Below are 24,244 nucleotides of genomic sequence, written 5' to 3' on the forward strand. Positions count from 1 at the left end.
CACACGGGGTTTCGAACCATGCACCGTTCGCCACCTTTATCGGTGGCGGCTTCTGCCTGCACGCAAGGAGCCCTGCCATGACCACTCCCTACTCCCCTGCCCCACAGCCCATCCATGAGGAACGCTCGGCCGCGCCCGCCGTGGACCCCAACACCCTCATCGCTCTGCTGCACAGCATCGGCTCGGGTGTTGCGGCTAACGGCCAGCCCTGGCCAGAGCGCCATCAGCTGCGTGGCCGGCAGATGGCACTGGCTGATACCGATTGCTCACTGACAGGCCTGCGCGTGGTACTGGAGGTGCTGCTCGCCGCCGAACGCACGCGCCAGAACGGCGAGCCGGACCAGTACGTCGGCGACCGGGTGATGGAAGGGCTGATCATGGCCGGTATGGGGCTCGCAGCCCACGCAAGCGAACGGCTGCAGCCTGAAGGCTGAAGGATTGCTCTGGTGAAGTGCACGCTGGTTGTGCGCACTCCGCTGGTGAAGGTGCACCAGGGGATGATGTGGGTGCTTTTTCTGGCACTGGTCGTTGCAGCACGGATTCATTGGCCAGAGCCTGAAGAACCAGAGATCCTCGCGTACCGGGGCGTATCCGATGAGGCGTTCTGGACGCTGCGCCGTCACGCGCTCCGTTTCGCAGAGGCGCGGGCACGGGACGTTTTCGAGTTCACAGATGTGCCGAACGCAGCGTCTTCTTTCCAGGTCCAGTGCAGGGGTGTGCCCGTCCTCTACGTGGAGAGGCAGCAGTTCCTTCTGTTGATCAGGCTGCCACTTGGCGCGGGGCGACGGGCGCCTGCGATCTTCCACCTGCAGGCCACGATGGAGTGGCCACTGCAGCCATTGAGCTATCTGGAGCAATTCCTGGCGGGCGTGCAGGAGCCAACCGTGCAGGATCGATTGCTGCTGTTGGTCACTGGCGGCGTGCCTGAGGATGAGCGTTGTAAGTGACGAGAGCTATCTCGCCAGGGCCTCGGCTAGAACATCGCCCATCACGTCAGATGTTGGCATCCGGCTCACTGGGATTTCGGCTTGCTCAAACCACGCCCGGTCTGCCTCCGGGTGCGGGCCAGTCAGAACAACTTTTCCCGAACCGTAGCGATACGAGGCGGCGCTTATGTCGCCATTTTCATAGTGCCCAAGCGCCTTGAACCCAGCTGAGGGGGATGCAGGGAAATAGGGCCCGTCCTGGAAGAACATCTGATCCTGATGCCCAAGCCACTCCACGGCAACGGCAGCGTCGTCAATCGAATGCACCGGGAAGCCGGGACGGCCGACGGCACTGTCCAGTTCCTCGTCAATCAAGCCGAGATTGTTCGCGTCCGCCAAGTACGCGCCCATACATAAGCCAAGGTAGTGACCGCCTTGATCTACGTACTCCCTGATGGCGTTGGAACGCTGCCCACCTAAGGCTCGAAGCGCCGCTGGGATGTTCTGGCCTCCACCAGGCTGGATGTAGAGGTCGAAGCGCTTCAGGGTTTCAGGGGTGACGTCCAGCGGCTCATCCGGCCCGACGTACTCCACCTGGTACTTCCCCGATGCTTCGATCGAACGTCGAACGGTCTCTGAGCAGTCATCGCATCCCGCGTCGCCGCGATAGATTGCGATACGAGGAGGCGTCGAGGAAAAGGCCGCGCCCGAGATCAGTAGCAGCGCTGCCAGGAGGGTGCCTGTCCGCAGGAGTTTAGCCACCGAAAGATCTCCGCTGGTTCACTGAGAACGTCTGCATAGGATGGTGGTTGAGAGCGGTGGCGGGTGGCCGGATTACGCTGGACTGCGGGTGAATTTGCTCTGAATCCAATGGGTAGAAAGGATGCGGGGAAATTCGACTCGCGGCCGGCATCGCATGGCGTCTTGCCGGCCAGCGGCCGGCACTACCTCTTGCGTTGTGGGCGTCCGGGATCGGAATTACCGTGACGCGTCACGCGTGAATGGCGTAAACCATCGACCGGGTATGATGCCGGCTTTCTTGCACTTGCCGCGATGCAGCGCGCGCGTTGCTGTTGGCTACGCGCCGGTGCCGCTGAGACCCCACGGACTCCATGCTCGCTTCCCATTCCCCCCTCATCATCTGGGCGGCCGTGGCCGTTGCCACCGTCGGCCTGCTGTTCCGCCCCTTCCGCATTCCGGAATACGTGTGGGCGCTGGGCGCGGCCGCACTGCTTCCACTGCTCGGCGCGGTGTCGCTCGGCACCACCTGGCATGCGGTAGCCGAAGGGCGCGACGTCTATCTGTTCCTGATCGGCATGATGGTGCTGGCCGAGCTGGCACGGCGGGAGGGCCTGTTCGACTGGCTGGCGCTGTATGCGGTGCGGCATGCCGGCGGTTCGGGGCGGCGCCTGTTCGATCTGGTGTTTCTGGTGGGCACGGTAGTAACAGTGTTCCTGTCCAACGATGCCACCGCCGTGGTGCTCACCCCCGCCGTCTATGCGGCATGCAAGGCGGCCCGCGCCAATCCCCTGCCCTATCTGTTCGTCTGCGCGTTCATCGCCAACGCGGCCAGCTTCGTGCTGCCCATTTCCAACCCGGCCAACCTGGTGGTGTACGGCAACCACATGCCCTCGCTGCTGCAGTGGCTGGCGCAGTTCGCGCTGCCTTCATTGGCTGCGATCGGCGCCACGTATCTGGTGCTGCGCTGGGTGCATCGGCGTGAGATCGCACAGCCGCTGGCCGCCGCGCCCGAGCATCGCCCGCTTACCGAGGGTGGCCGGCTGAGTGCGCTGGGCGTGCTGTTCACCGGCACCGTGCTGCTGGTGACCTCGGCAATGAACGGCCCGCTGGGCCTGGCCACCTTCTGTGCAGGCGCGCTGAGCGTCGCGGTGGTGGCGATCCGCCAGCGCCACAGCCCGCTGCCGCTGTTGCGCCACGTGTCGTGGGGCGTGCTGCCGCTGGTGGCCGGCCTGTTCGTGCTGGTTGAAGCGGTGTCGCAGACCGGTGTCATCCAGACGGCGGCCAGCAACCTGCAGGCGCTGGCGCAGACCTCGCCGCACCAGGCGGGCTGGCTGGCTGGCGCCTCGGCCGCACTGCTCAGCAACGTGGCCAACAATCTGCCGGTGGGTCTGGCGGCGGGCTCGCTGGGGCAGATGGCCGAGCTGCCGGCGCAGACGCGCGCGGCATTGCTGATCGGCGTGGACCTGGGCCCGAACCTGTCGGTGACCGGCTCGCTGGCCACCATGCTGTGGCTGGTGGCGCTGCGCCGCGAAGGCGAGCATGTCAGCGCGCTCGACTTCCTGCGGGTCGGCGCGCTGGTGATGCCGCCCGCGCTGATCGGGGCGTTGCTGCTGCTCTGATCAGGGCGCAGGCGCAGTGCTGGCCTAGAACGCCACCTGCAGGCGGGTGTTGAAGGTGGTGCCTTCGTCCTTACCTGGCCCGGTGCCGCTGCGGTTGTTTGTCTGCCAGCGGATGGCCTCGAACATCACGCGGCTGAAATCGTTGAGGTAGCAGTTCGTGCCCAGCGTCCACGCGTGGCCGGTACCGCCGCTGGGCAGTTCGGCGTAATCCACGTCTTCATAGCGTGCCTTCAGCTCCCACGCGCCCCTGCCGCCGCGCGTGACCGGGTCGGCCACCTTCACCCGGCCCCAGGTGCCGGCCTTGCCCGAATAGGCCGGCGTGGCGCCGACCAGGAACCAGCCAGCCGAGACGGCCCAGGCCTGGTGGTCGAGGTCGTAGCGACCGCTGGCATCGGCGCCACGCAGGTTGCGGGTGCCCCATTCGCCGGTCGCCCAGGCCGGGCCGAAGAAGCCCGCCAGCTCTGCGCCATAGCCGGTGCTGCGCTCGGCGCCCAGCAGCGTGCCCGGGGTGATCTTGACCAGATCGTTGAAGTGCCCGGCGATGGCCGAGCTGCGCACCACGCTGCTGGCGCCGGCAGCGATTTCCTCGTGGAAGGCCCATGCGCCCAGATGCACCGTCGTGGTGGAGCTCTCGATGGGGTTCCAGTGCACGCGCGTGGCCCAGGTCTGGCTGTCGTTGTCGGTGCCGGCGTTGTTGAGGTCATTGCCCGCAACCGAGAGGCTGGCGTGCCAGCCCTTGCCGTACACGCGCTCGGTAAGGCCGACACCGAACAACCCGCGTTGCGGCAGCATCAAGGTGCCCACCACGTTGCGGTCCTGGAAGGGTGTGTTGGAGGTGCTGCTGGAGCCGTCGATGCCGCGATCGTTCAGGCGGTTGCCGACGGTGAGGTCGGCAGGCAGGCCGAACAGGCGGTGATCGACGGTGGCATAGACCGATTTCCAGGCCACGTCGTTGTCGGCGAAATCGCCCTCCACGGCCCAGCCGAGGATGCCGTAACGGCCTTCGGCGCCCAGGCGCACCGAACGGATTTCGGTGCCGGACAGGTTGCGGTCGTTCACCGCGGAGCCGTCAGTACTGGAGGCATCAACAAACAGGCGCCCGCGCGGCCGGAAGGTGACGTTGCCGTCGACGCTGCTGAACTCCGGCGCCCCCTTCGACCAGGACACCTTGGGCTGTTTCGACTGGCTCGATTCCAGCGCGGCCAACCGGGTTTCCAGCGCAGCCGCGGGCGTTGCCGTTGCCGTTGCCGTTGCCGTTGCCGGTGATGGTGATGGTGATGGGACTGCAGTGCCCTGCCCGCCCTCGACAGCGCGCAGGCGCGCCTCCAGCTGCTGGATCTGCACGGCCTGCTGCTGCACCAGTTGCGAGAGCTGGGCATGGCTCAGTGGCGCAGGCGGTGACGACGTGGACTGGGCGCCGGCATGGCCACTGGCCAACAGCAGGCCAAGCGCGACCGACAGCGCTGCCGGCGGCAGCACGGTGGAATGGTTCATGGTCTCTCTCCGGCCAGCCGGCCCCCTGGCCTGGCGCTGGCCTGTTGCGGTGGTGCGGGGGAAGATCGGGGAAGGAGGCGCGCGCCGCCGGATCAGCCCGGCGGCGCGGCAAGCGGGCTCAGGCGGCCGCGCTCAGCTGGTGGCCTGCGCCTGCGCGTTCGGGCGCCAGGTGATCAGCTTGTTCTCGACCACATCCAGCAATGCGTCGATGACCAGCACGAAAGCGGCCAGGATGATGATGCCGGCGAACACGCCCACGGCATTGAAGTTGCCCTCGGCCTGGGCGATCAGGTAGCCCAGCCCTGCCGAGGCACCGAGGTACTCGCCGATGATCGCGCCGACCACGGCGAAACCGACCGAGGTGCGCAGCGAGGACAGGATCCAGCTGGCCGCCGCCGGGAAATACACGTGGCGCAGCAGGTCGCTGCGGCCTGCGCCGAGGATGCGGGCGTTGGCCAGCACCACCGGGTTCACTTCGCGCACGCCCTGCATGGCGTTGAAGAAGGTGGTGAAGAACACCAGCGTGACCGCCAGCGCCACCTTCGACCACAGCCCCAGGCCCAGCCACAACACGAAGATCGGCGCCAGCACCACGCGCGGAATCGCATTGAAGCCCTTGATGAAGGGGTCCAGGATGCGTGCCGAACGGCGGCTCAGGCCGAGCCAAACGCCGCCTGCCACGCCCAGCCCGGTGCCGATGATGTAGCCCAGCGCGGTTTCGGTCAGGGTGATGTAGACGTGCTGGTAGAACGAGGTATCCGACAGCCAGGTCCAGGCCTGCTGCACGATCGCCGTTGGCGAGGGGAAGAAGAACGGATCGATCACGCCCAGCGCGATGCCGCCCTCCCAGCCGCCGAACACGGCGACCACCAGGGCCAGCTGGATGAATTTGTCAGTCTTGGCGTGCATAGCTCTTCTCCACTTCGCCGCGCAGGCAGGCCCAGATGTCGCGGTACAGGTCGGTGAATCGTTCGTCCAGCTTGATTTCGGCCACGTTGCGCGGCCGCTCCAGGTTCACGTCGAAGCTGCGCACGACGCGGCTGGCCGGGCCGGAGGACAGCACCACCACGCGGTCACCCAGTGCGATCGCCTCTTCCAGGTCATGCGTGATGAGGATCACCGAGCGGCGATCCTCCTGCCACAGCCGCAGCAGTTCGTTCTGCATCAGGTGGCGGGTGTGGATGTCCAGCGCCGAGAACGGCTCGTCCATCAGGATCACCTTCGGCTCGACGATCAACGCCTGCGCCATCTGCACGCGCTTGCGCTGGCCGCCGGACAGTTGGTGCGGGTAGCGGTGCTCGAAGCCACTCAGGCCGACCTTGGCCAGCCAGGCATTGGCCTTGGCCTTGCGCTCGGCTTCAGGCACGCCTCGGAAGCGCAGGCCGAGTTCGACGTTCTGGTAGGCGGTCTTCCACGGCAGCAGTGCATCCTGCTGGAACAGATAGCCGACCGATTCCTGCACGCCGCTGACCTTGCGGCCATCGATGGCGACGTCGCCGGACGACGGGGTCAGCAGGCCTGCCACGGAATTGAGGATGGTGCTCTTGCCGCAGCCGGTGGGGCCGACGATGGCGAGGAACTCGCCGTCGCCTACCTGGATGTCGACATCGCGCACGGCGGTGAATTCGCCGAAGGACATGGTCACCTTGTTGATGGCGACCATGGTCTGTGCAGGCTCCAGCTGCGGCGCGCCGTTGAGCTGGCGCACGGTGGCATTGAGGGCCATGGGGTTACCTCCGCTTAACGTTGGGCAGCCGGCGCCGCAGCGTGTGCACGCTCGACGAAGGCATTGGTGTAGGTCCTGGACAGATCGATGTTGGCCTTGGCCACGTCCGTGTTGAATTCGCGCAGCACCTTCAGCGGTGTTTCCAGATCGGCCGCGGTGAAGTGGCCATCGGTGGTGAAGATCGCGCGGGCGTTCTCCACGGCGCGTGCATAGGTGGCGCGGTCGCCGGAGACATAGCTGTCAGGCAGGGCCGCGACGATGTCCTCGGCGCTGTTGTCGGCGATGAACTTCAACGCCATCTGCTCGGCACGGGCGATCTTTTCGGCCGCTTCCGGGCGCTTGTCCAGGAAGCTCTGGTTGGCGTACATCACCGAGGTCGGGTACAGGCCGCCATAGACCAGGCGTGCGCCGTCATCACTGCGTGCGTCGAGGATGATCTTGCCGACCTTGCGTTCGGTGATCAGGGTGGCGGCGGGGTCGTAGTTCACCAGCAGGTCGATCTTGCCCTGCTCCAGCGCGGCGACTGCTGCGGCACCGGAACCCACGCCGATCAGCGAGATGCTGTCGACCGGGATGTCATGCTGGGCCAGGAAATGCCGCACGAAGAAGTCCGACGAGGAGCCTGGTGCGGTGATGCCGACCTTCTGGCCCTTGATGGTCTGTGGGCGCGCCGGATCGAACGTGGCGTCTTCGCGGCCGGCCATCACCAGGCCGGAATTGCGCGAGAGCAGCACGAAGGCGACCACGTCCTTGCCCTTGGCCTGCATCTGGATGGTGTGGTCGTAGAAGCCGACGGCCACGTCGGTGGAGTTGGCAACCAGCGCCTGCAGCACCTTGGAGCCACCCTGGGCGAAGTTCTCGGTCTTCACGTCCAGGCCGACGTCCTTGAAGTAGCCCTTGGCGTCGGCGATGAAGAACGGCAGGTTGTTGAGGTTGTAGGAACCGACGCTGATGCGCACCGGGGCATTGTCGCCACCGCGTGCGCCGCCACCGGCGGCAGTGGCGTCCGGCTTGCTGCATCCAGCCGCGGCCAGGCCGACCGCGCACAGCGCGGCCATGAAGAACTGCTTGTACATCATCCCTCCCAGGAGTGAAGCATCTACGTTGTGGTGGCGGGCAAGCACGGCTGTGCTGGCCCGACCGGTTTCAGATCATGCCGCTGACGTCCATTGGCGGGCTTGATTGGCACTGGCCCTGGCGGGCGCGGGCGACGTGGCGAACACGCGACCTTCAAACAGACGACGTGCGGTGCGCACCACGCTGGCGACCACCGGCGCGTCGTCCGAGCTGCGACTGAGGCCCACCTCCAGGGCCCCACTCGGATGTTCGAGGGTAATGCTGCCGGGCATCGGCAGGCACCCGACCAAAGTGTGGGCCAGCGTACCCGGGGTGACGGCGGCGGTCGCGATGCCCACCGCACCGGTGATGGCCAGCGCGGTGTGGCACTGGTGCGGCATGAAATAACGCACCTGCAGCTGCCCGCCGTGTTGCGGTGCGGACAGCAGCACCGGCTTGGGAATGACCTTGTTGCCGGCGTCGGCGATGCCCATGCGGGCGCCGGCCTCGATGCGCAACGCCTCCAGCCGCGCCATGAACGCAGCATCCGCATTCAGTTCGGCAGGTGAGGCATCGCCGCGTACGCCCAGGTCTTCAGCCTGCACCAGCATCAGCGGCATCGCGCAGTCGACCAGGCTGACCGGCACGCCGTCGATGGTTTCCCGGGCATGGCCGCTGGGCAGCAGCTTGCCGGTGCGTGCGCCGGCCGCGTCCAGGAAGGACAGCCGCACCGGCGAGGCCGAGCCCGGTGCGCCGGCAATGCGCGTATCACCCCGGTAGACCACGTTGCCGCCCGGGGTTTCCACCGTGGCGATGATCAGCTTGCCGGTGTTGACGTTGTGCACGCGCACTTCGGTCTGCGGGTCCTGTGCCTGTACCAGCCCGCGCTCGATCGCATACGGGCCCACGGCCGCCAGCATGTTGCCGCAGTTGGGCGAGGTATCGACCACCTGCTGCTCCACCCGCACCTGGGCGAACAGATAGTCCACGTCAGCATCGGGGCGGCTGGAGCGGTCGATGATGGCCACTTTGCTGGTCAGTGCGTTGCCGCCGCCGATGCCGTCGATCTGCAGCGGGTGGCCCGAACCCATCACCTCCAGCAGCAGTCGGTCACGCTCGGCGATATCAGCCGGCAGATCGCTGGCCAGGAAGAACGGGCCCTTGGAGGTACCGCCGCGCATGAGTACGCAGGGAATGCTGAGCAGATCGTTGGACATACGTGTGATAGATTGATGCGTATAGGGGATGAATGACCCCTCTGTGATTCGATACTGGCATGACCCCAATTGATCTGTGAATTGCTGATTTTTGGATGATTGATACCTGATGAGCATCAATTGCGAAATTCTGGATCTGCGCGCGTTCCTGCTGGTGTCGGAAACCCGCAGCTTCCATCGCGCTGCCGAGATCCTGCATGTCTCCCAGCCGGCGTTGAGCCGACGCATCCAGAAGCTTGAGCAGGCGGTGGGCTCGCCGTTGCTGGAGCGCACCACGCGCAGCGTCAGCACCACGGCCGTGGGCGAGAACCTGCTGCCGCTGGTGCGGCGCATGCTGGAAGAATTCGATGGATCGCTGTTCTCACTGCGCGGCCGCGAAGACACCCGCGGCGCTACCGTGACCATCGCCTGCCTGCCTACGGCGGCGTTCTACTTCCTGCCCAGCGTGATGGCGCGTTTCCACGAGGCGCATCCGAACGTGCGCTTCCGCATCCTGGATATCCCGGCCACTGAAGGCCTGCAGGCGGTGGAGCGCGGCGAAGTCGAATTCGGCATCAACTTCATGGGCGCCAACGACCCCAACCTCGATTTCGACGTGCTGGCCGAGGATCCGTTCGTGCTGGCGTGCCGGCGCGATCATCCGCTGGCCCGCAAGCGCACGGTGGAATGGGCCGATCTGGCCGAGCACCAGCTGATCACCGTGCATCGCACCAGTGGCAATCGCACGCTGCTGGACGGCGCATTGGCGCGCGAGAACCTCAAGCTGAGCTGGCATTACGAAGTGACCCACCTGTCCACGTCGCTGGGCATGGTCGAGGCCGGCATCGGGGTATCGGTGCTGCCGAAAATGGCGACTCCGGACGGCGATCACCCGACGCTGGTGACGCGTTCAATCGGCAACCCGGTGGTGTCGCGCACCATCGGTATCGTCCGCCGTCGCGGTGCCCTGCTCTCGCCCACCGCAGAGCGGTTCCTGCAGATGCTGATGAGCCAGTGGCGCGCGCAGACCTGAGTGCGGCTTAGTCCGCAGGGCGTGTTGCAGCTGTGACTTTCTGGCCGCCATCAAGTGCGCTGCTGGCCAGCAGCTGTTCGGCCAGGCCGCGGTAGATCGGCACACGGCAGACCATTCCGGACACGCCTCGGGCAATCAGCACGGTGGCCAGGATCGGCAGCAGCAGATCGCCGCTGTCGGTCAGCTCCAGCGAGATCACTGCCGAGGTCAGCGGCGCCTGGGTCACGCCGGTCAGGTAGGCGCACATGCCCAGCAGCACGAACGCTTTCGGGTCCACCGCCGGCATCAGCACCGCCAGGTTGTGCCCCAGCCCTGCCCCCACCGCCAAGGCGGGTGAGAACAGACCGCCGGGAATGCCCGCCACATAGGACGCCAGGTTGGCGAGCAGCTTCATCAGGCCGAACTCGTGACCGACGATTGCCTGGCCCTGCACCAGACTGCGCGCCTGCTCGTAGCCGGTACCGAACGCGCCGTCGCCGAAGATCAGCGCCAGCACCACCACGACCAAGCCGCAGGCCGCGGCCAGTGCCACCGGATGGTCCCGCTTGAGCCGGCCCAGCCAGCGCGGATGACCGGACATGGTCAGCAGTACGATCCGCGCGAACAGTCCGCCCAGCAGGCCGGCGACCACGCCGCACAGCACAATGGCGCCCCACGCCTGGCCCAGCGGCAGCAGCGCCGAGACGTGGCCGAAGTAGGTGTAGTTGCCCAGCAGGCCGAGGGACACCACGCCGCCCACGATGACCGCCGTGAGCAGGGTGCCCGAGAAGCGGTGCTCGAACCGCCCGCTCAACTCTTCGATGGCGAACACAATGCCCGCCAACGGCGTATTGAAGGCCGCGGCGATGCCGGCCGCGCCCCCTGCCAGCAGGAAATGCGACAGCTCGCGGGGATCCTTGAACCCGAACCAGCGCCCAAACAGGCACATCAGGCTGGCGCCCACGTGCACGGTGGGCCCTTCGCGGCCAACCGACGCGCCGCCCAGCAGCGACAGCGAGGTCAGCAGCAGTTTGCCCGCCGAAACCGCAGGCGAGAGGTTGACCTGCCTGAACTGCGGGTCCGGCTGATCCAGAGCTGCGATGACCTGCGGAATGCCGCTTCCCCGGGTGGGCCTGAGCGCACCGGCGGTCAGCCAGGCCAGCAGCGCGAAGATGCCCGGCGTGAACAGCAACGCCCACCACGGGGAATGGGCAATGACACGCTGGAAGACATGGAAGGCGGCATCGCTGGCCTTGGCGAACACGATGGCAACCAGTGCCACGGCCACCGCGCCGCTCCACAAGGCCGCGCGCCGGCGCCATCCTTCGGTCAGCACCATCGCTGACAGGCGTGCGCGGAGAGGTTGAAGATCGAACATCGGTTGATTCTGTGAGCGCCGATGGGCCCAGGGAAGTGGCGAGTGTGGCGGTTGGCGCTGCGGTATCCGGTGAAATGGGCGTCCACCTGTCCTGGCAGCGCCCCCGCCGGGTGCACATCACTCGGCGCAGCTTGCGGTGTTCTTGCCGTGCCGTTTTGCGTGATAGAGCGCCTTGTCCGCCTTCGCCAGCCAGTCCTCTGCGGTGCCTGTGCCAGCGGCGGCGGCGATCCCGATGCTGACGCTGAAGTCGATGTCGGCGGCCTCGACCGTGCCCGGTTCCTGCAGATGCTGCCTGATCTGCTCGGCCACATTCATGGCCTCCGCTGCTGTGCGCTGACCCAGCAGGACGGCGAACTCATCGCCGCCCAAACGCGCCGGCATGTCGCCCGGCTGGGCCAGCTGGCGCAGCACTTCCGCGATGCGGCGAAGCACCTCGTCGCCGGCGCGATGGCCGTGCGAATCATTGATCTGCTTGAAATCATCTACATCGAGCATCAGCAGGCACGCGCCCGCGCCCTGGTGCGGCCCCTTCTCCAGCACCTGCTGGGCGCGCTGGATCAGGAAGCCGCGGTTGGCCAGTTCGACCAATGGATCCATCCGGCTCAGCCGCTGCAGCTGGCGATTCTGTGATTTCACCCGCCGCGCCAGTCGCCAGCTCAGCACGCTCAGACCGATGCCATAGACGAACAGGAAAGGCAGGCTGAGGACGATCGTGCGCTGCGAGGTGACCGGCTGAAACGGCAAGCCCAGGGCGAGCCAGGCGATCACGAATCCGGCCACCAATGCCAGGGTCGCCCGCGTTGCCAGGCGGATACCCCCGGCGGCGATCTTGTCGGCCACCAGCAGCGCGGCAAACAACGCGCTGGGCACGGTACTGAGGGCCATGAAGGCGATCCACGCGCCTCCGAGCAGGGAGTCGACGATCATGCAGCGGAACTGCACCGCGGCCGGCGCGCGCGCGCGGCGTGTCAGCACCAGCGCCACTGCAGGCCATGCGACGGCATTGAGCAGCAGCAGTACCCACGCCGACGCATCCGCCTGACGCTCCAGGATGATCGAGGCAATCGGAAGCGCCCCCAACCCATTTCCCACGAACCGCATCCAGCCGATGCGCCGTGCAGCGCCGACGCCCTCGACCGCGACTTCCGTTGAATCAGTGAAGAACGGCATTGCCGGCTCTCCCGATCATCTCCCCTGCCATGCGCCCAGACATCCGTTTGCCTGCGAGTCTGGCATCTGCACGTCAACAACAGGTCAATGGCCGGTGCTTGCCACCGGTGTCGATCTCCCAGCGCAACTCGAAGTGCAGTTCCAGTTGCTGTCCCGGCTGCAACCGGGTGGGCGCCAACGTGAACCCATCCGGCGGGCCTGTCTGTGGCTCCACGCAGGTGGCGTGCGCGGCGCCGTCATAGACCACCCAGTGATCGGTGTCGGCGCGCAGTCGCAGCCGCTGGCCGGCGGAAACCAGCGTGACCTCGCGATGGTTGATGAAGCAGTCGTCCCAAGGGCCTTGCGCCGGATCGACGCAGGGCAGGACGGCGATGCCCTCTCCGTCGCGGGGGTACATCGCGGCTGGCGCGAACAGCAACCGGTCCGGCTTGCGGAACCACGGGTGCCAGCCGAGCACGGCCGGCATCGGTGTGTCGCCTGCCTGTACGGCCAGGCGCAGTTGCAGGCAGTCGGGCTGCACGTGGATGTGCTGCGATGCCCTGCCCCCGAAGGGCCAATAGCCATCCTCGGGAAGGTCCAACGACAGCGACGCGCCGTCCGATTCAAGGCGGTCGATACGCCAGGGCCGTGAAAAGCCAACGCCATGGATGGCGTGCACTCCAAAGTTGACCGGCAGCTGATAGGGCCTGCCGTCGAAGCTGAAGCGTCCCTGCCGGATGCGCCCGGCCCAAGGGACCATTGGATAGCACCCCCAGCCGATGGCGGCCGCCTCCTGCTGTTCGCCGATCAGCCATTCCACACCGTCGAAACGGATCCGCGCGATGCGTCCACCCGCCTCCGGTGCCACTGCCACTTCCAGCCTGCCTGCCCGCAACCAATGCAGTGGACCGGCAGGCATCGCGGCCTGCGCATCATCCTGCGGAGATGTCTCAGGCGCCATAGGGATCGATGGTCCGGATGCTGCCGTCTGCTTCCATGTGCAGCGGCGTGCACTTGACCGAACGCAGGTGGGTGACCCCGCCCGACAACAGCGCGTCGTGGTAGAACAGGTACCACTGCCCCCGGAACGCACAGATGGAGTGATGGGTGGTCCAGCCCACCACGGGCGTGAGGATCACGCCGCGATAGGTGTACGGTCCGTACGGGCTGTCGCTGGTGGCGTAGCACAGCAGGTGCGTATCGCCGGTGGAGTACGACAGGTAATACCGGCCCTGGTATTTGTGCAGCCACGGCCCTTCAAAGAATCGGCGTGCGTGGTCATCGGCGCGCAGTGGCTGTCCGTGCCCGTCCAGGATGACGATCTCGCGCGTGGCTTCGGCCAACCGGGTCATGCTCGCGTCCAGTCGCGCGATACGCGGGCCCAGTGCCGGCGCGTCGCCGGCAGGTTCTTCATGCGCCGGGTCGTAGCGGTTGTCCCGGTACTTCTGCAGCTGGCCACCCCAGATGCCACCGAAACAGAGGTAGTGCGTGCCGTCGTCGTCCTCGAACACGGCCGGGTCGATCGAGTACGCGCCCTCGATGGGCTCGGGCTCGGCAGTGAACGGGCCCTCCGGCCGATCCGCCGCCGCAACGCCGATGCGGAACATGCCGTCGGCATCCTTGGCCGGGAAGTACAGGTAGTAGCGGCCATCGCGGCAGGCGGCGTCCGGCGCCCACATCTGCCGGCTGGCCCATGGCACGTCGCGCACATGCAGCGCCACGCCGCAGTCACTGGCCTCGCCGTCGGGCGTGTCCATCCGCAGCACATGGTAGTCCTGCATGCCGAAGTGCCCGCCCTCATCGTCGAAGGGCGCGCCGCTGTCGATGTCGTGCGACGGATAGATGTACAGCCGCCCCTCGAATACGTGCGCCGAAGGGTCGGCGGTGTAGATGTGCGTTACCAGTGGTTGCGAGATGGCGTGTGCTGCCAGCTGGTCCAGACGGCTGCCCTGTCGCCGCGACTGCAGGTCCTGCTCGATGCGGGTCTCCATGCGCTTGTTGATCTCGTAGAGGAAAAGCAGCGCTACTGCAGCCAGGAACGGCAGGGAGCAGTACACGCTTACCGTCAGGCGGATGCCGTCCACCACGGCCTGCGGCTGCTGCGGGGCGCCTGCCTGGTAGCCATGATGGGCGAGGATGCCGGCGACCAGCGCACCACCGATGCTGAGCCCGATCTTCAGGCCACACAGCATTGCCGAGAAGACGATCGCGGTGGCACGGCGGTGGTTCTTCCATTCGGAATAGTCGGCGACGTCGGCGATCATCGCCCACAGCAGCGGGATGGTGATGCCGTAGCAGAACCCGTGCAGCATGAAGGCAGCGAAAGCCACGGCAACCGCCGTGGGCGGAAAGAAATAGAACGCCAGCAGGAACACGGTGGACACCAGCAGTGCACCACCAAAGACATCACGCTTGCCGAACCGGTCGGCCAGGCGGCGCGATACGCCGATGCCCAGGATCATGCAGACGATGCCGCAGGCGTTGAACAGGCTGAATGCCGACGTTGCCGGGTCCTTCGGCCAGGCGAACCCGGACAGGCCCATGCCGTTGAGCGCCGCGTTGACGGCAGCGATGAAGCGGTTGAACCCGGAGCTGTCGAGAAAACCCGCCAAGGCGGCTTCGCTCATGTAGTACTGGAAGTAGTAGACGTAGGTGCCGCCCTTCAGGGACAGGTTGATGAAAACCAGGATGGTGAGGGCCAGCATCACCTGCCATGGTCGGTTGCGCAGCAGGTCGGACAGATCCTGCAGCACGCCGGCGGTCTGTTCCTTCGCCGGTACGATGCGCTCGCGCGTGGTGGCGAAGGTGATCAGGAAGAACGCCGTTCCCACTGCCGCGAACACGGTCATGACCCGCTCGAAGCCCAGCACGCGGTCGCCGTCGCCGAGGATCAACACCAGGGGCAACAGCAGCACCTGGATGATGAACTGCGCGACCATCACCGCCACGAAGCGGTAGGCCGACAGGCTGTTGCGCTGGGCCATGCTGCCGGTGAGCACGCCGCTGAGCGCCGAATACGGCAGGTTGTTGGCCGCATACACGAGCATCAGCAGGCCGTAGGTGGTCACGGCGTAGATGATCTTGCCGCGCGGCGCCAGGTCGGGGGTGCTGAAAGCAAGCAGCGACAGCGCCCCGAATGGAAGTGCTGTCCACAGGATCCACGGCCGGAACTTGCCCCACCGGCTGGCCGTCCGGTCGGCGGCGATGCCGATCAATGGAGTGAACACGAACGCCCCGAGCACGCCGATCACGAAGATGATCGTTGCGGCCGTGGCCGGCGGCAGCCGGAACACATCGGTGTAGAAGAACGCGAGGTACGTGATCAGCGTCTGGAAGATCAGGTTCGCCGCGAGGTCGCCCAGGCTGTAGCCGAGCTTCTCCCGGATGGACAGCGTGTGCCCGGTGCTTTCCATGCGACGTGCATCAGTCACGGTTGGCCTCCACGCGGAACCCGACCTTCGCACGGATGTCGGCGCTGGAGCTTCCCACCCTCACTTCATACGCACCCGCCGGCACCGCATAGCCGCCGCGCGCTTCGTCATACTGGCGCAGGTCCTGCTGTGCCTGCAGATCGAACGCTACGGTGCGCCGCTCGCCGGCGGCCAGGTGGACGCGCTGGAAGCCGCGCAATGTCTGGCGTGCGTCGCCGGGACCCGCCTCCAGCCGCCGTACATACAGCTGGACCACTTCGTCGCCGGCACGCTTGCCGGTGTTGGCTATCTCGACCTGAACCCTGAGCTTGCCGTCGTGGGTGATGCGCGCCGAATCAAGCTGCAGCCTGCCGTAGTCGAACCGGGTATAGGACAGCCCATGACCGAATGGATACAGCGGCGTGCCGCGGAAGTAGCGGTAGGTACGGCCTTCCATCGTGTAGTCGTCGAACGCGGGCAATGTGTCATCCGCCCTGTAGAAGGTCACCGGCAGGCGCCCGCCGGGATTGACTTCGCCGAACAGCGCCTGGCCGACGGCGGTGCCACCGCGCTGGCCGGGATACCAGCTCATCAGGATGGCGGACAGATTCTGCTGCGCCCACTCCACCGCCATCGCCGAGCCACCAGTGAGCACAATCACCACCGGCTTGCCAGTGGCGTGCAGCGCTTCCAGCAGCGTGCGCTGTGGCGCGGGCAGGCGCAGGTCGGTACGGTCCCCGCCGGCGAAGCCCGGGTAGTTGACCTTCATTTCTTCGCCTTCGACATCGCCGGTGAGGCCGCCCACGAACACCACCACGTCGGCGTTGCGCGCGGCCTCCAGCGCCGCTTCGAACGGCGGCTTGGCACCGGGCATGCGCCACCCCAGGCGGACACCGGCGTCGCGCTCGGCGTCGAAGTACTCAAGCCTCAGGTCATAGGCGCGGCCGGCCTGCAGGTCCAGGTCCACGCCATCGCCGCGCAGGCGATCGCTGTTGGCCCAGTGGTCGAGCACCCGCTTGCCGTCCACGTAGAGGCGGAAACCATCGTCGGCAGCCGCCTCGATCCGGTAGCGCCCCGAGACGGGCGGCAGCAGCTGGCCACTCCAGCGGATGCTGAAACCATCGCTGGGGATGCCCTGCCCCGGCGCGGCTTCACCACGGGCCAGCAGGTTGTCGGTGGGAGAGCCCCGGTCCCAGCGGAATCCGATCTGGGCATCGGTGCGCACCAGCGCCGGCGTGCCGGAAAGATCAGCGGTACGGAAGTACTCGCCACGCAGGCCGCGCTCCGGGGAATCGGCCGAGGGGCGCAGGTAGGTCGCTTCGATCAAGGGCGTGGCGCTGGGATCGTCGCGCCCTTCAACCAGGTCCACGCCGCGTGCGTAGCTCACCTCGATGCCCTTGGCGGCATCGCGGATGCCCTGCAGCAGGGTGACCGGCGCGGCTGGGGTGCCGAAGTAGTTGCCCAGCAGTGCCATGGTGTCATCGGCGGTGGGGCCGATCACGGCGATGCGCTTGAGGGTGCGCGACAGCGGCAGCACGCCATCGTTCTTCAGCAATACCAGCGATTCCTGGGCGGCCTTCAGGGCCAGCGCATCATGCGCCGGGGCCTGGTTGACCGACGCGGGAATCCGCGCCCAGCGCACGCGCTCGGGCGGGTCGAACATGCCCAGCCGCATCCGCGCGGCGAACAGGCGGGTCACCGCATCGTCGATCTCCGCCTCGCTGATCAGGCCCTGCCGTACGGCGGCTGGCAGCGTGGCGTATTCCTGGCCGCACTCCAGTTCGGTGCCGTTCCTGACCGCCAACGCGGCAGCAGCCTCGCGGCTGGGAACGATCCGGTGATGCTTCCAGATGTCGACGATGGCCCAGCAGTCGGATACCACGTAGCCCTTGAAGCCCCAATCGCGGCGCAGCACATCGCGCAGAAGGAAGCGGCTGGCGCTGGCGGACTCGCCATACACCCGGTTGTAGGCCCCCATCACCGCGTCCACCTGCCCCTCCTTCACCAGCGCCTCGAACGCCGGCAGGTAGGTGTCATACAGGTCGCGCTTGCTGGGGCGGGCATCGAAGTGGTGGCGATCAGCTTCGGGGCCGCTGTGCACGGCCAGGTGCTTGGCGGTGGCGTCGAGCTTGCGGTACACCGGGTCGTCACCCTGCAGGCCGTGCACGAAGGCCACGCCCATGCGGGCGGTGAGGTACGGGTCCTCGCCGTAGGTTTCCTGGCCGCGGCCCCATCGCGGGTCTCGGAAGATGTTGATGTTCGGTGACCAGTAGGTCAGCCCCTGATAGCGGCCATGCGAGCCTTCGCGGAGGAACTGGTGGTGCTTGGCACGGGCCTCGTCGCTGATGGTGCTGGCAACCTGCCCCATCAGCGGCACATCGAACGTGGCCGCCAGGCCGATGGCCTGCGGAAACACGGTTGCCTGCCCTGCCCGCGCCACGCCATGCAGGCCCTCGTTCCACCAGTCGTACGCGGGAACGCCCAGGCGCTCGATTGCGGGCGCGGCGTTCTGCATCTGCGCTGCCTTCTCCTCCAGGGTCATCCGTGCGACCAGGGCGGCGGCGCGGGTTTCAACGCTGGCCGAGGTGTCGAGCCAGGGCGCAGGTCCGGTAGCGTGACCGGTCGTTGCCAGCGCGATGGCAGCGCACAGGGCCAGCGTGCGGAAGATGGGAGTGCGCGTCATCATTTGCTCCTCAGGGCACGCTCGTCGCGCGCGAATGGTCCCAGCAGGGCGCCGACGAAGCCGCCTGCACGATCCGTACTCAATACCGTTCCGTCCACGTCATCGGCCAGTGTCTGCCAGCCACGCCCGTCGCCGCTGTCGAAGGCGAACGCATAGCGGCCTTCGTCACCGGCGATCTTCAGGCGCAGCGACGCGGTCGCCATCGCCTCACGGGTTGCCAGTGTGCGGGCATCGCCGCTGCCGTCGCGCGCTTCGAGAAAGACCGCCACGCGATCAGCGCCAATGCTGCGGACGCCCAGGAAGTACCAGTGCGTCTCGTTCTGGAAAGCTGCCAGGCCGGCGGCCACGCCTGCTGCCGGGCGGGTCATATCGGTACTGGCCTCGAAGCGCAGGTGCTGCTGGCGTCGGCCGAGGAACGCGGGGTTGCGCAGTGTGTCCAGGTTCTCCGCCAGCGGATGCACAGCCAACGCCCCCGGCCGCTCACGCAGGTCGGCCCACGGCTGCTTGGGGACGCGCACGCGCAGCCAGCCGCTGCCGAGTGTCGGCGCATCGAATTCGTCGCGCTCGATGAAGTTGCCGGTGGACGGCGCCTGCGACGCCTCGCCCTGCATCCACGAGGGCGCTCTGGCCGCATACGGAATGGCCTGGTTGGCCGGCAGGATCACCGGCCAGCCGTCCTGCCATTGCACCGGCAGCAGATAGGTCTCGCGCCCGGTGTTGTAGTGGCGGATGTCGTAGTTGCGGCTGGCAAGGAACACCGCCCACCAGGAGCCGTCCGGACCTTCCACCAGATCGGCATGCCCGGCATTGGTGATCGGCAGTGGCCTGCCATCGGGCAGGTCGCGCTGGGTGAGAATCGGATTGCCCGCATATGGCACGTAAGGCCCCCACACCTCGCGGCTGCGCAGCACCACCTGCGAGTGCTGCGGGCCGGTGCCGCCTTCCGCATCGGAGAGGTAGTACCAGCCATCGCGCCTGTAGAGGTGCGGCCCCTCGATCCAGATCGGGTTCCTGGCCGGCTCCACCCCGCCGTCGATCAACACCCTGCGCGGTCCCACCGGGGTGAAACGCTCCAGATCGATCTGCTGCATCCAGATGGCACGGTGGCCCTCGTAGCGTGGCGGGCCGGGCGGTACATCGTTGTTGAGCAGATACACGGTGCCGTCATTGTCGAAGAACAACGACGGATCGATGCCGTCGATGCCGGGCAGCCAGTGCGGATCGGACCAGGGACCGGCGGGATCGCGCGCGGTCGCGATGAAATTGCCGCCGCTGTCGACGGCCGTGGTGACCACGTAGAACATGCCGTCGTGGTAACTGATGGCCGGTGCGAAGATGCCACGCGACACGCCCAGGCCGTCGAAGTCCAGCTGCGATGGCCGGTCGATCACGTTGCCGATCTGCTTCCAGTGCACCAGGTCCACGCTTTCGAACACCGGGATGCCCGGGAAGTAGGTGAAGCTGGAGTTGACCAGATAGAAGCGCCCGTTTGCGGCGACGACGCTGGGGTCGGCATGGAACCCGGCAAGAATGGGGTTGCGATAGTGTCCGGCCGGCAACGGCGCATCGAATGCCGCGTCGCGACCGCGGTACTCGAACCAGTCGAAGTAGACCGGCGGCGCAGGCGCCGCTGCCCACGCCTGCGGCAGGAATGAAGACAACACGAGCAGTGAGGCCAGCAGCAGGCGCATCAGGGAACCTCCGCAGGAGAAATGGAAAGCTCGAAGGGACCGGCGGGCGCGCCGCTGCTGTCGTGCAGGGTGCACACCGGGCCATCGGCCCAGCAGTAGCGCACGCGGGCGGCGAAAACGGTCTCGGCGCCGCGCAGCACGACGTCGTGACCGTCCAGCACCGCGTCGGCGTAGTGGCAGTGGCGCGCATCGGCGTCGCACAGCTCGAAGCCGATGGGACCGTTCGCGCCGGTCGTGACCAGAGCGCCGGCCACGTCGTCGAACGCGATGCGTACACCGGCCCGCGTGGCCGATGCCTGGCGCGCTATCGGGCCGGACGGCGCTACGCCGCGCTCGCTGTAGACCACATGACGCGCTGCCCGCGCCAGTCGCCGGCCCACTTCCTGCTTGTTCGGCGGGTGGATGTCGTAGGCATCGCCGATGTCGATGGCCACCGCCAGCCCGGTGCGCGGGTCTTCCACCGCAGCGAGCCGCTGCGCTTGGCGCACCTGCGCCCAGCCACTTTCAACCGGCGCCACGGCTGGCTGGCCATAGCCGGCCAGTTGCACCAGCAGCAGCGGCGTGTGCGCGCCGAACCGTCTCCGCCAGTCGTCGCGCAGGCTGCGCAGGCGTGCGAGGTATGCCATTGCGTCGCCGGTATTGGATTCACCCTGGTACCACAGCACGCCGCGCAGGCCATAGCCGCCCAGTGGCGAAATCATGCCGTTGTACAGCGTCGACAGTCCTGTAGCGGCATGCCACGGTGCCAGCGGCGGCGCCTGTACACCGGGCGCCATCCGATACTGCCAGCGCGCATCCAGCGCGATGCGTGTACCGTCATCCAGGCGGATGGCGTGCGCACTTGCGGGCCCTGCAAGCCCACCCTCACCGTAGGTGTCCAGGACATTGATCACCACCGTGTTGGCACCGGCCTTCAGCAACCCGGGCGGCAGCGCATACGTCCGCCGCTCACCCGCGCCGTACTGGCTGCCCACGGCGACGCCGTTCACCCAGGTCATGTCCGTCTCGTCGACGGGACCCAGCTCAAGCCACGCGTGCTTGCCGGCCTGCGCGGCCGTCAGGGTCACCTGGGTGCGGTACCAGGCCATGCCGTTGTAGCCGGCCAGCGCCGGCACACCCCAGCGCTCCCACGCGCCGAGCGTGGCCGGTGCGCGTTGCCATCCGCTGCTGTCGGTGCCGGGCTGCCAGGGCGTATCGGCGGCGGCACCTTCGCGTGTTGTCCACCAGTGTTGCCAGTGCTGGCCCCAGCGGGCGTTTGCCGCTGCGGGATCGCGGGCAGACAAGGCGAGCACGTCCAGTGCTGGCCCCATGCCGCCCTGCATGCGCAGGGCATCGGTGCTGGTCCAGGCCTCGATGCGCGAACCGCCCCACGCCGCCTGGATCAAGCCCATGGGGACATCGACCGTCTTCTGCAGTTCGCGCGCAAAGTAGAAGCACGCAGCGGAAAAGTCGCGCACCGTGTCCGGCGCCGCCATATGCCATGCCACAGACGCCGGAAAATCACTCTGTGGTGAAACCGCCGCCGCCTTCGGTACGGTGAACAGGCGGATCTTCGGTTGCGTGGCGCTGGCGATCTCGCTGTCTGCGTCCAGCGTGCGCCGCACCGGCAGTTCCATGTTCGACTGCCCGGAACACAACCAGACGTCGCCGATCTGCACGTCGTGCACGATCTGGGTTGCGTCCCCCGCACGCACCGACATTGCATGGGGGCCGCCGGCGGCCATGGACGGCAGCGTTGCCTGCCAGCGGCCGTCGGCTGCCGCGTGGGTGCTGACCGTCCGCCCTGCAACGGTCACCGAAACCGTGGCACCTGGCGCGGCCCGGCCCCATACCGGAACCGGCTGCTCACGCTGCAGCACGGCGTGATCCTGGAACAACGGATGCAGCAGCGCCATCCCTGGTTCCTGCGCCGCTGCATTCGTGGCACAGCCGCCCATGGCGACCACCAGCATCCAGCCCACCCACGACGTCGGCTTCATCGCCCATCTCCCGGTGCGGACGGAAACTGCAACGCCTGGTACCAGGCCAGCGGATGCGGCGGCGCGGCTTCGCCTGCGGGCAACGGCCTGCCGCTCACCGACTGGAAGTACGCCACGCTGGCATCGCGCCACCACTGTGCTTCGCGCAGCTGGATACGCAGGAAGGCCGCGACCTGCGCATGCCGTTGTGCATCCACCCTGCCCTGCAGCCCTGCCCAGGTGCCCTGCATGCCCTGCACCTGCCGTACCCCCTGCGAGTAGCGCGCGACCAGCTCGTCCCACAGTGTCCGCCCCGAGGCCATGCGGTGGTCCCACGGCACGTGGTGGAACCACAGCAGCAGCGGCGCTGGAACCCGCGCCAGGTCGCCATACTGCTCAGCCACGCCGGGGGAATACTGGGCCACGGCATTGCTGCCGCCTGCGGTGCGGTCGAAGCCGATGCCGCTGTGATCCGCACGGTGGTAGTACACCGACGTCCAGTCCGCGCGTGGGCCGCCATCGACCCACGGACCCGGACCATGGTGGTGTCCCCGCGCCATCAGATGGTGCAGGCCCAGCGGGGTCATGTAGTTCACCGCGGCCTCGCGCGAGGCCATCATCATCCCGACAATGGGCTGCACCACGCCGGGATCGGCCGAGAAGGTCAGCGCCGCCCAATCTGCCGCGATGTCCCCGGCCGATTGCCGCGGATCCCACGCAAGGCGCCCGAAGGCGTACCAGTTGGCCTGGTCGTAATGCGATCCACTCCAGGTGCGATCGGTGCCGATGTTGGCGACGCCGGCCATGCCGGCCAGGGATCGCGCCACGGTGGAACCTTTGCCGCGTGCGCGGGTGTCGGCCCGCAGCACTTCCTCGTACAACGGCCCCAGGTAAACCAGATGCGTGGCGAAGCCCAGGTATTCCTTGGTGATCTGCACTTCCATCATCAGTGGCGTGCGCGGCATGGCCCCGAACAGCGGATGGAACGGCTCACGCGGCTGGAAGTCGATGGGCCCGTTCTTCACCTGCAGGACTACGTTCGGGCGGAAGGCGCCGTCCAGGCCGGCAAATTCGCTGTAGGCCTGCGTGGCCCGGTCGGCGGGAACGTCGTGCGCATAGACGAAGGCGCGCCACATCACCACGCCACCGTGCGGGGCCAGTGCATCGGCCAGCAGGTTGGCGCCGTCGGCGTGCGAGCGGCCATAGTCCTGCGGGCCGGGCTGCCCTTCCGAATTGGCTTTCACCAGGAAGCCGCCGAAATCGGGAATGCGTGCATAGATCTCGGCGGCCTTGTCCCGCCACCAGCGCTGCACGCCCGGGTCGAGCGGATCGGCGGTGTCGAGCCCGCCCAGCTCGATGGGTGCGCTGAAGCGTGCGCTCAGGTAGACGCGAATGCCGTACGGCCGGAACAGATCCGCCAGTGTTGCCGCTTTGTCGAGATACTGCGGCGCAAGACTCTGTGCGTTTGAATTCACGTTGTTGAGCACGGTGCCGTTGATGCCTACGGACGCATTGGCACGTGCGTAGTCGGTGTAGCGCGGGTCGCGCCATTCCGGCAGCGTCTGCCAGTCCCACAGTGACTGGCCTGCATAGCCGCGCTCCACATACCCGTCGAGGTTGTCCCAATGGTTGAGCACGCGCAGCCGAAGCCGTGGCGATTGACGCACATCGAGGGCATCGATCCTCGCGCCCGTCTGCAGCAGCCGCAGCAGATGGAACACGCCATACAGCACGCCGATATCCCGTGATGCGGCGACCAGCAGCACATCGCGCTGGCCCACCCGTGTGCGCTTGAGCAGGTAGCCCTCCTCGCCCAGTGACTGCAACTGCGCCCGCAACGGTGCGATCAACGCTGACGACTGCGGAGTACCCAGCACCAGCGCGGGACCGATGGCCGCCGTACCCGGTGCCTGCGGATCGCTGCCGAGCAGTCCGCCGAGTCCACGCTCCAGCTCATCGCGCGCGGCGCGCTGCGTGGCCGTCTGATCAGGGGCCACCACCTGCCCCAGGCGGGTGCGGTAGTGGGCAGCGAGCGTCGGCTCGAGCGGGGCGTAACGCATCCACAGCGCGTAGCCATCCTCTGCGCGTGCGTTGCCCATGCAGGCCAGCAACGCCAGCACGCTGGCGAACATCCAATGACACCGCTCGCCATCGAAACGGAACCGCAGGGTGGCCAGCAAACCTTGTAAGCTCGGCGCGTGCGCT

General features: G+C 67.1%; 18 protein-coding genes and 1 pseudogene. 4 read left to right on the top strand and 15 right to left on the bottom strand.

Features of this window, described 5'->3' with window-relative positions:
* The first annotated feature begins 77 nt into the window (after positions 1-77).
* Both CR919_RS01205 and CR919_RS21300 read left to right on the top strand, forming a co-directional pair.
* Positions 78-434 carry a hypothetical protein gene (locus tag CR919_RS01205; protein WP_099818453.1) on the top strand — a complete coding sequence of 119 codons (357 nt, stop codon included), beginning with the start codon at positions 78-80 and terminating at the stop codon, positions 432-434.
* A 12-nt stretch (positions 435-446) separates the two neighbouring features.
* Entirely contained in the window at positions 447-947 is a 501-nt protein-coding gene (locus CR919_RS21300) for a hypothetical protein (RefSeq protein WP_243379787.1), read from the top strand.
* Positions 948-953: 6 nt separating this feature from the next.
* On the opposite strand, the gene CR919_RS01215 is transcribed toward CR919_RS21300, so the two are convergent.
* The gene (locus CR919_RS01215; RefSeq protein ID WP_165787222.1) at positions 954-1,688 is read right to left on the bottom strand and encodes a BPL-N domain-containing protein; all 735 of its coding nucleotides are present in this window, start codon (positions 1,686-1,688) and stop codon (positions 954-956) included.
* 350 nt (positions 1,689-2,038) lie between these two features.
* Between CR919_RS01215 and CR919_RS01220 the strand changes: the two genes are divergently transcribed.
* Entirely contained in the window at positions 2,039-3,286 is a 1,248-nt protein-coding gene (locus CR919_RS01220) for an arsenic transporter (protein ID WP_099818454.1), read from the top strand.
* 24 nt (positions 3,287-3,310) lie between these two features.
* Here CR919_RS01220 and CR919_RS01225 read toward each other — a convergent pair whose 3' ends face one another.
* From CR919_RS01225 to CR919_RS01245, 5 genes are all read right to left on the bottom strand, one after another.
* Positions 3,311-4,780, bottom strand: coding sequence for a porin (locus CR919_RS01225; RefSeq protein WP_099818455.1), 1,470 nt, complete (start codon positions 4,778-4,780; stop codon positions 3,311-3,313).
* A gap of 132 nt (positions 4,781-4,912) precedes the next feature.
* The gene (locus CR919_RS01230; protein WP_006367989.1) at positions 4,913-5,689 is read right to left on the bottom strand and encodes an ABC transporter permease; all 777 of its coding nucleotides are present in this window, start codon (positions 5,687-5,689) and stop codon (positions 4,913-4,915) included.
* Positions 5,673-6,506: an ABC transporter ATP-binding protein gene (locus CR919_RS01235; protein WP_099818456.1), complete on the bottom strand. Its 834-nt coding sequence runs from the start codon at positions 6,504-6,506 to the stop codon at positions 5,673-5,675. Before CR919_RS01235 ends, CR919_RS01230 begins: the two co-directional genes overlap by 17 nt.
* A 14-nt stretch (positions 6,507-6,520) precedes the next feature.
* Positions 6,521-7,582 carry an ABC transporter substrate-binding protein gene (locus CR919_RS01240; protein ID WP_099818773.1) on the bottom strand — a complete coding sequence of 354 codons (1,062 nt, stop codon included), beginning with the start codon at positions 7,580-7,582 and terminating at the stop codon, positions 6,521-6,523.
* A 75-nt stretch (positions 7,583-7,657) separates the two neighbouring features.
* Complete coding sequence (locus CR919_RS01245) at positions 7,658-8,779, bottom strand: 4-oxalomesaconate tautomerase (RefSeq protein ID WP_099818457.1); 1,122 nt, start codon at positions 8,777-8,779, stop codon at positions 7,658-7,660.
* 109 nt (positions 8,780-8,888) lie between these two features.
* Between CR919_RS01245 and CR919_RS01250 the strand changes: the two genes are divergently transcribed.
* Positions 8,889-9,791 carry a LysR family transcriptional regulator gene (locus CR919_RS01250; RefSeq protein WP_099818458.1) on the top strand — a complete coding sequence of 301 codons (903 nt, stop codon included), beginning with the start codon at positions 8,889-8,891 and terminating at the stop codon, positions 9,789-9,791.
* A gap of 7 nt (positions 9,792-9,798) precedes the next feature.
* Here CR919_RS01250 and CR919_RS01255 read toward each other — a convergent pair whose 3' ends face one another.
* The 9 genes and pseudogenes from CR919_RS01255 to CR919_RS01290 all read right to left on the bottom strand — a co-directional run bounded on the left by CR919_RS01255 (position 9,799) and on the right by CR919_RS01290 (position 24,171).
* The gene (locus tag CR919_RS01255; RefSeq protein WP_099818459.1) at positions 9,799-11,148 is read right to left on the bottom strand and encodes a chloride channel protein; all 1,350 of its coding nucleotides are present in this window, start codon (positions 11,146-11,148) and stop codon (positions 9,799-9,801) included.
* Between the two features lie 117 nt (positions 11,149-11,265).
* Entirely contained in the window at positions 11,266-12,318 is a 1,053-nt protein-coding gene (locus CR919_RS01260) for a sensor domain-containing diguanylate cyclase (protein WP_099818460.1), read from the bottom strand.
* Positions 12,319-12,391: 73 nt separating this feature from the next.
* Positions 12,392-13,258, bottom strand: coding sequence for an aldose epimerase (locus CR919_RS01265; protein ID WP_099818461.1), 867 nt, complete (start codon positions 13,256-13,258; stop codon positions 12,392-12,394).
* Positions 13,248-14,264, bottom strand: coding sequence for a glycoside hydrolase family 43 protein (locus tag CR919_RS21305; RefSeq protein ID WP_343124854.1), 1,017 nt, complete (start codon positions 14,262-14,264; stop codon positions 13,248-13,250). Before CR919_RS21305 ends, CR919_RS01265 begins: the two co-directional genes overlap by 11 nt.
* Positions 14,241-15,710, bottom strand: a pseudogene (locus CR919_RS21310) (MFS transporter); the annotation flags it as partial. The pseudogene CR919_RS21310 and the gene CR919_RS21305, both read right to left, overlap by 24 nt.
* Positions 15,711-15,720: 10 nt before the next feature.
* On the bottom strand, positions 15,721-18,390 hold the full coding sequence (locus CR919_RS01275) for a glycoside hydrolase family 3 C-terminal domain-containing protein (protein ID WP_343124853.1): 2,670 nt from the start codon (positions 18,388-18,390) through the stop codon (positions 15,721-15,723).
* Entirely contained in the window at positions 18,390-20,081 is a 1,692-nt protein-coding gene (locus tag CR919_RS01280) for a glycoside hydrolase family 43 protein (protein WP_099818464.1), read from the bottom strand. The genes CR919_RS01275 and CR919_RS01280 overlap by 1 nt, the downstream gene beginning before the upstream one ends.
* A complete protein-coding gene (locus CR919_RS01285) occupies positions 20,081-22,060 on the bottom strand; it encodes a sialate O-acetylesterase (protein ID WP_099818465.1) in 1,980 nt (659 codons plus the stop codon). Before CR919_RS01285 ends, CR919_RS01280 begins: the two co-directional genes overlap by 1 nt.
* The gene (locus CR919_RS01290) at positions 22,057-24,171 is read right to left on the bottom strand and encodes an alpha-glucuronidase family glycosyl hydrolase (protein ID WP_099818466.1); all 2,115 of its coding nucleotides are present in this window, start codon (positions 24,169-24,171) and stop codon (positions 22,057-22,059) included. Before CR919_RS01290 ends, CR919_RS01285 begins: the two co-directional genes overlap by 4 nt.
* Positions 24,172-24,244 lie beyond the last annotated feature (73 nt).

Origin of the sequence: Stenotrophomonas sp. LMG 10879, from assembly GCF_002750935.1 — a bacterium.
GTDB classification, from domain to species: Bacteria; Pseudomonadota; Gammaproteobacteria; order Xanthomonadales; family Xanthomonadaceae; genus Stenotrophomonas; species Stenotrophomonas lactitubi_B.